Source organism: Kitasatospora sp. NPDC043950 (assembly GCF_056435345.1).
Genome location: NZ_JBWKER010000002.1, coordinates 251,588 through 258,131 on the forward strand (window position 1 = coordinate 251,588; position 6,544 = coordinate 258,131).

6 protein-coding genes and 1 pseudogene are annotated in these 6,544 nt (G+C 72.6%); 6 read left to right on the plus strand and 1 reads right to left on the minus strand.

What is annotated here, in order from left to right:
- Window positions 1-33: 33 nt before the first annotated feature.
- The 3 genes from hppD (at window position 34) to AC07BF_RS02045 (ending at window position 3,595) form a co-directional block, all read left to right on the plus strand.
- Window positions 34-1,131: a 4-hydroxyphenylpyruvate dioxygenase gene (hppD, locus tag AC07BF_RS02035; RefSeq protein ID WP_478332786.1), complete on the plus strand. Its 1,098-nt coding sequence runs from the start codon at window positions 34-36 to the stop codon at window positions 1,129-1,131.
- The gene (locus tag AC07BF_RS02040; protein ID WP_478332787.1) at window positions 1,128-2,300 is read left to right on the plus strand and encodes an alpha-hydroxy acid oxidase; all 1,173 of its coding nucleotides are present in this window, start codon (window positions 1,128-1,130) and stop codon (window positions 2,298-2,300) included. Before hppD ends, AC07BF_RS02040 begins: the two co-directional genes overlap by 4 nt.
- A gap of 65 nt (window positions 2,301-2,365) precedes the next feature.
- On the plus strand, window positions 2,366-3,595 hold the full coding sequence (locus AC07BF_RS02045; RefSeq protein ID WP_478332801.1) for an aminotransferase-like domain-containing protein: 1,230 nt from the start codon (window positions 2,366-2,368) through the stop codon (window positions 3,593-3,595).
- A gap of 83 nt (window positions 3,596-3,678) precedes the next feature.
- Here the strand turns inward: AC07BF_RS02045 and AC07BF_RS02050 are convergent, their stop codons facing one another.
- Window positions 3,679-4,233 (minus strand): MarR family winged helix-turn-helix transcriptional regulator, encoded by a 555-nt coding sequence (locus AC07BF_RS02050; protein WP_363633372.1) that lies wholly within the window; start codon window positions 4,231-4,233, stop codon window positions 3,679-3,681.
- Between the two features lie 232 nt (window positions 4,234-4,465).
- On the opposite strand from AC07BF_RS02050, the gene AC07BF_RS02055 reads away from it, so the two are divergent.
- From AC07BF_RS02055 to AC07BF_RS02065, 3 genes and pseudogenes are all read left to right on the plus strand, one after another.
- The gene (locus tag AC07BF_RS02055) at window positions 4,466-5,665 is read left to right on the plus strand and encodes a cytochrome P450 (RefSeq protein WP_478332788.1); all 1,200 of its coding nucleotides are present in this window, start codon (window positions 4,466-4,468) and stop codon (window positions 5,663-5,665) included.
- A 40-nt stretch (window positions 5,666-5,705) separates the two neighbouring features.
- The gene (locus tag AC07BF_RS02060) at window positions 5,706-5,903 is read left to right on the plus strand and encodes a ferredoxin (RefSeq protein ID WP_363586152.1); all 198 of its coding nucleotides are present in this window, start codon (window positions 5,706-5,708) and stop codon (window positions 5,901-5,903) included.
- A gap of 161 nt (window positions 5,904-6,064) precedes the next feature.
- A pseudogene (locus AC07BF_RS02065) lies at window positions 6,065-6,544 on the plus strand (hypothetical protein); the annotation flags it as partial.

Consider the following 6,544-nt stretch of genomic DNA (forward strand, 5'->3'; position numbering starts at 1 on the left):
ACCTCCTCTCCTCCTCACCAGAAAGCTCCTCAGATGACCGACCGCTCCTCGCCCACCGCCGCCCCGCTCCCCGTCGAACTGGACCACGTCGAGTTCTACCTGTCCGACCTCACCGCCGAGACCGCCCGGCTGACCAGCGAGTACGGCTTCGAGCTGCTCGTCCCGCCCACCGAGCGCGGCGAGGCCGCCGAGCGCTGCCTCTCGGCGCTGGTCGGGCAGGGCACCATCCGGCTGCTGCTCACCCAGCCGCTGGCCGGCGGCCACCCGGCCACCGACTACCTGGCCCGGCACGGCGACGGCGTGGGCGCACTGGCCCTGCGGGTGCCGGACGCCGCCGACGCCTACCGGACGCTGACCGGCCGGGGCGCCGACGGCCTGCGCCCGCCGCAGGCCGCGCACGGCTGCGTCACGGCGGTGGTCGGCGCCTTCGGCGACGTGGTGCACACCCTGATCGAGCGCGGCCCCGAGGCCCCCGCCGACCGGATCCCCGGCCTGCCGGACGCCGCCCCGGTCACCGACACCGGCACGACGGGGCTGCGCTCCGTCGACCACTTCGCGGTCTGCGTCCCCTCCGGCGAGCTGCGCGAGACCGTCCGCCGGTACTGCGAGGTCTTCGGCTTCCGGATGATCTTCGAGGAGCGGATCGAGGTCGGCGCGCTCGGCATGGACTCGGCGGTCGTGCAGAGCGCCGACCACAGCGTCACGCTCACCCTGATCGAGCCGCTCAGCCCGGACGCGGGCGGCCAGATCGCCTCCTTCCTCGCCGACCACGGCGGCGCCGGGGTGCAGCACGTGGCCTTCTCCTCCGCCGACGCCGTGCACTCCGTCTCCGCGATGGCGGAGCGCGGCGTGCCGTTCCTGCGCACCCCGGGCGCGTACTTCGACGCGCTGCCCGCCCGTCTGACGCCACTGCGGCACTCGCTCGACCAGCTGCGCGCCCTGCACCTGCTGGTCGACCAGGACCACGACGGCCAGCTGTTCCAGATCTTCACCCGCTCCCAGCACCCGCGCGGCACCTTCTTCTTCGAGGTGATCGAGCGCATCCGGGCCCGCACCTTCGGCAGCAACAACGTCCGCGCCCTCTACGAGGCCGTCGAACTCCAGCGCAGCGCCAGCGAAGTGGCCGGATGAGCGCGCCGGCCCTGACCGGGCACCAGCCCTCCCCCGCCCCGTCGCCCTCCTCCCCGTCACCCTCCCCCCAGCCGCTCTCCGTCGCCGAGTACGCGGAGCCCGCCCGGGCCGTCCTCGCGCCCGAGGTCTGGGACTGGCTGGAGGGCGGCGCGGAGCGCGAGAGGACCCTCGCCGGCAACCGGGCGGCCTTCGACCAGCTGGCCCTGGTGCCCCGAGTGCTGGCCGACGTCTCCGCCTGCGACACCGCCACCACCCTGGTGCGCAGCCGCGCGACCCTGCCGGTGGCGGTGGCGCCCGTCGCGTACCACCGGCTGTTCCACCCCGAGGGCGAGCTGGCCTCGGCCCGGGCGGCGGCCGCGGCGGGGGTGCCGTTCACCGTCGGCACGCTCAGCAGCGTCGGCTTCGAGGAGCTGGCCGCGACGGGAGCCACGCTCTGGTTCCAGCTGTACTGGCTACGCGACCGGGGGCGGCTGCTCGACCTGGTCGCGGCGGCCGAGGCGGCAGGCAGCGAATGCCTGGTCGTCACCGCCGACGTGCCATTCATGGGCCGCCGCCTGCGCGACGCCAAGAACGCCTTCGCGCTGCCCGCGGACGTCCGCGCGGTCCTGCTCGAAGACGGCGCCGCCGGGCGGGCCCACCAGGCGACCACCGCCGTCTCGGCCGTGGCCGCGCACACCGCCGAGCTGCTCTCCCCCGCCGTCACCTGGGCGGATCTCGCCTGGCTGCGCGAGCACACCAGCCTGCCGCTGATGGTCAAGGGGGTGCTCGACCCGGCGGACGCGGTGCGGGCCGCCGAACTCGGCGCCGAAGCCGTGGTGGTGTCCAACCACGGCGGCCGCCAGCTCGACCGGGCCGTCCCCTCGATCACCGCGCTGCCCGCCGTCGCCGAGGCGCTGGCCGGCCGCGCCTGCCAGGTGCTGCTGGACAGCGGGGTGCGCGGCGGATCGGACGTGCTCACCGCCCTCGCCCTCGGGGCGTCCGGGGTGTTGCTCGGACGCCCGATGATCTGGGGCCTGGCGGCCCGGGGCGAGGCCGGCTGCGCCCACGTGCTCGACCTGCTGGCCGCGGAGCTGCGGCACGCGCTCGGCCTCGCGGGCTGCGCCGACCTGAGCGCGGCCGCCGCGCTGCGCACCACCCCCATGCCCTGCCCCACCTGGAGTGCACCGTGACCACCACCGCCCCACCCCGCGGCCTGCTGCGGGCCGACCTGCACCCCTCCCTCGCCGACCCGGCGATGACCTCGATGAACCTGCTCAACGAGATCTCCATCCGCTACCCGGAGGCGGTCTCCTTCGCCGCGGGCCGCCCGGCGGAGCAGTTCTTCGAACTCGACGCCGTCCACCGCCACCTGGACCGCTACGTCGCCCACCTGCGCGCCGAGCGCGGGCTCTCCGAGGAGGCGGCCCGGCGACAGGTGCTCCAGTACGGGCGGACCAAGGGGATCATCCACGAGCTGATCGCCACCCACCTCGCGGTGGACGAGGGCATCGAGGTGCCCGCCGAGTCGATCGTGGTGACGGTGGGCTGCCAGGAGGCGATGTTCCTGGTGCTGCGGGCGCTGCGCCGCGGCCCCGAGGACGTGGTGCTCGCCGTCTCGCCCACGTACGTGGGGCTGACCGGCGCGGCGCTGCTCGCCGACCTGGCGGTGCGGCCGGTGGCCGACGGCCCGGACGGCGTGGACCTCGCCGACCTGCGCCGCCAACTGGCCGCCGCCCGGGCCGAGGGGCTGCGCCCGCGCGCCCTCTACCTGGTACCGGACGTCGCCAACCCGAGCGGGGCCAGCCTGCCGTTGGAGCTGCGGCGGGAACTGCTCGCCCTGGCCGCCGAGGAGGACTTCCTCCTGCTGGAGGACAACCCGTACTGCGTCTTCGCCGGCGAGGAGCGGCTGCCCTCGCTCAAGGCCCTGGACACCGAACGGCGGGTCGTCCACCTCGGCTCCTTCGCCAAGACGGCCCTCCCGGGCGCCCGGGTCGGGTACGTGGTGGCGGACCAGCCGGTGGCGGACGGCGCGGGCGGCACCGACCTGCTGGCCGACCTGCTCGGCATGATCAAGAGCATGACCACGGTGAACACCTCACCGATCGCCCAGGCCGTGATCGGCGGGGCGCTGCTCGAACACGGCTACAGCCTGCGGGCCGCCAACACCGAGGTCGCCGCGCTCTACCGGCGCAACCTCGCGCTCGTCCTGGCAGGCCTGGCCCGGCGCTTCCCGCCCGGCAGCGGGGTGAGCTGGAACGAGCCGCGCGGCGGGTTCTTCTTGGTGGTCACCGTGCCGTTCGTGGTGGACGACGCGCTGCTCGAACTCTCGGCCTCGGAGTACGGGGTGATCTGGACCCCGATGTCGCACTTCTACCCGGACGCGGGCGGGGAGCGGCAACTGCGGCTCTCCGTCAGCCAGGTCGACCCGGACACCGTCGACCGCGGGCTGGACGGACTGGCCGCCCTGATCTCCGCACGGTCCTGATCACCGTACGGTTTCGATCGCCGTACGGTCCTGACCTCGGAGGGGGCGCCCGCTCCGGCGCCCCCTCCTTGCCGGGCCCCGCGTCAGGGGCAGCGGTTCGGGCCCGGGTCGGCGATGCCGACGCTCCCGGGCGCCCGGTCCGCCGGCGTGGCGTCCTCGGACAGCATCTTGATCCGGACCTGCCGCACATACCGGTCCACCAAGTGGCGCAGCACGCTGACCGTGGCGGCGACGTCCGGCGCCGGAATGCCGTCCAGCGCATTGGCCAGACCGGCGATGTTGGCCTGTTTCAGACGGTTGAGCATCGCCCGCCCCTCGGCCGTGAGCGCCACCTGGCGGGCCCGGCGGTCCAGCGCGTCCGGAGTGCGTTCCACCAGTTGCTGGGTCTGCAGCCGGTCGATCTGCCGGGTGACGTGGGAGGGCTTGACCATCAGCCGGGCGGCCAGGTCGCCCACGCGGCTGACCTCCTCGGCCTCGGCGAGCGCGCGCAGCAGGTAGACGTCCGAGCGCGCCGCCGTGATGCCGGCCCGCGCCGTCTGGCGCTCGTGCTCCTGCGAGCGGGTCAGCAGGTAGGCCAGCGAGGCCAGCACCTCCTCCAGTTCGGAGGTGGCGGTCGGATTGTCTGTTGCGTCCGGCATGGGGGAACTGTAGCGACCCCGTTCGGGGAGTGGCTCCCCTCTCGACCACTGACCGGTTTCCAGACAGATTCGTTCGCCACCGGATGGGCCCTTTCGCCACCACTGACCGCGAGTTAGCGTGACGGTGAGTTAGTTGCTTAGGGCATGCAACGGTCCCGGGCGCTACCCCACGGCACCGCAGGCCCATCCGCTCGGCGCCACCGGCAAATCCGCTCCGCGAAGGGAGCCCATGATGGCCACCGCCGCTCACAACCCCCGGTTCACCCACCCCGCCGCCCGTGGCGGCTGCCCGTTCGACCCGCCGCCGGCCTACCAGCAGGCCCAGCAGGACGAACCGATCAGCCGGATCACCCTCTGGGACGGCGCCCCCAGCTGGCTGGTCACCCGCCACGACGACATCAAGGCCGTGCTCAGCGACGCCCGCTTCAGCTCGGACGCCGCCCGGCCCGGCTTCCCGTTCATCAGCGCCGGAGCCCGGCAGCTGAGCACCGGCCAGCGGACCTTCATCCGGATGGACGACCCGGAGCACGCCCACCTGCGCCGGATGCTCACCAGCGAATTCATGATCAAGAAGGTCGAGGCACTGCGCCCCGAGGTCCAGCGCATCGCCGACGAACTGCTCGACGAGCTGACCGCCGGCCGCAACTCCGGCGACCTGGTCCACGAGTTCGCGCTGCCGCTGCCGTCCCTGGTCATCTGCCTGCTGCTCGGCGTCCCCTACCAGGACCACGACTTCTTCCAGGAGTGCAGCCGGGTCCTGCTGCGCCGCGACTCCTCGGCCGAAGAGGTGCAGATCGCCCAGAAGAACCTGGTCGACTACCTGGTCAAGCTCACCGACTCCAAGCGCACCGAGCCCGACGACGGCATCCTCAGCCGCCTGGTCGCCCGCGGCGAACTGAGCACCGAGGAGATCGGCGCCATGGGCCGGCTGCTGCTGGTCGCCGGACACGAGACCACGGCGAACATGACCGCGCTCTCCATCCTGGCCCTGCTGCAGAACCCCACCCAGCTCGCCCACCTGCGCGAGCACCCGGAGTCGGTCGCCGGCGCCGTCGAGGAACTGCTGCGCTACCTCACCATCGCGCACTCCGGCCTGACCCGGGTCGCCACCGAGGACGTCACCGTCGGCGGCGTCCGGATCCGAGCGGGCGAGGGCGTGATCTGCATGATCAGCACCGCGAACCGGGACGAGCAGAAGTTCCCCGACGGCGACGAGCTCGACCTCTCCCGCGACGCGCGCCTCCACCTGGCCTTCGGCTTCGGCGTCCACCAGTGCCTCGGACAGCCCCTGGCCCGGCTGGAACTGCAGATCGCGCTGAACTCCATCCTGCAGCGACTGCCCGAACTGCGCCTGGCCGTACCGTTCGAGGAGATCCGCTTCCGGGGCGACATGCTCATCTACGGCGTCCACGAGCTCCCCCTCGCCTGGTAGCGGCCCCCCGCGTCCGAACCGATCCTCCGAAAGGAAAGCCATGCTCATCCACATCGACCAGGAAAAGTGCTGCGGCGCCGGCCACTGTGTACTGGCCGCCCCCGAGGTCTTCGACCAGCGCGAGGAGGACGGCATCGTCATCCTCCTCGACGCCGCACCCCCCGCCGACCTCCACCAGGCCGTCCAGGACGCCGCCGCGGTCTGCCCGGCCGCGGCCATCCGCCTCGAACACCTGTAATCACCCCCACTCCCCAACCCGCCGCCGGGCGAAGACCCTGACCGCGCGTCGGGTCCGGCCGAACCGACCGGTCCCGACCGAGGCCGAACCTCGACATCCACGCCGTGGAACAATGGACGGACCTCGCGAGGGGAGGCGGCGAGCATCGAAGGAGCGGCGGGTTGGCAGGGCTGGTGACCGACTGGATCCGGGTTCCGGTGGGCGAGGACGCTTCGAGGTGGACCACCCGCGGTGGCTGCCGCCGGGTTCTCCTCGTCGTCCACAACGTGACCTCCGCGACCCGTCTCCTGGACGTCGTTCCGCTGTTCCGCGACGACCTCAGGATCCAGCTGCTGGCCGCCTGTACGGGATCGTCCCCCTTCAGCGCAGGAGTCGCCGAGCTGCTGAGCTCCCTCGGGGTTCCGGTACTTCCGTGGGAGCAGGCCAAGCAGACACCCGTCGACCTCGCCCTGTCAGCCAGCTTCGGCGGTGAACTCTCCGTTTTCCAGGGGAAGTTGGTCGTCCTCTCGCACGGAGCCGGATACAATAAAAGGCTTGCAACACCGAACACCGAACACCGAACACCGAACACCGAACACCGAACACCGAACACCGAACACCGAACACCGAACACCGAACACCGAACACCGAACACCGAACAC

Bases quoted from the DNA above. Each gene is read 5' to 3' on its own strand.
- hppD (WP_478332786.1), top strand. From the start codon at position 34: ATGACCGACCGCTCCTCGCCCACCGCCGCCCCGCTCCCCGTCGAACTG.
- AC07BF_RS02040 (WP_478332787.1), top strand. From the start codon at position 1,128: ATGAGCGCGCCGGCCCTGACCGGGCACCAGCCCTCCCCCGCCCCGTCG.
- AC07BF_RS02045 (WP_478332801.1), top strand. From the start codon at position 2,366: ATGACCTCGATGAACCTGCTCAACGAGATCTCCATCCGCTACCCGGAG.
- AC07BF_RS02050 (WP_363633372.1), bottom strand. From the start codon at position 4,233: ATGCCGGACGCAACAGACAATCCGACCGCCACCTCCGAACTGGAGGAG.
- AC07BF_RS02055 (WP_478332788.1), top strand. From the start codon at position 4,466: ATGGCCACCGCCGCTCACAACCCCCGGTTCACCCACCCCGCCGCCCGT.
- AC07BF_RS02060 (WP_363586152.1), top strand. From the start codon at position 5,706: ATGCTCATCCACATCGACCAGGAAAAGTGCTGCGGCGCCGGCCACTGT.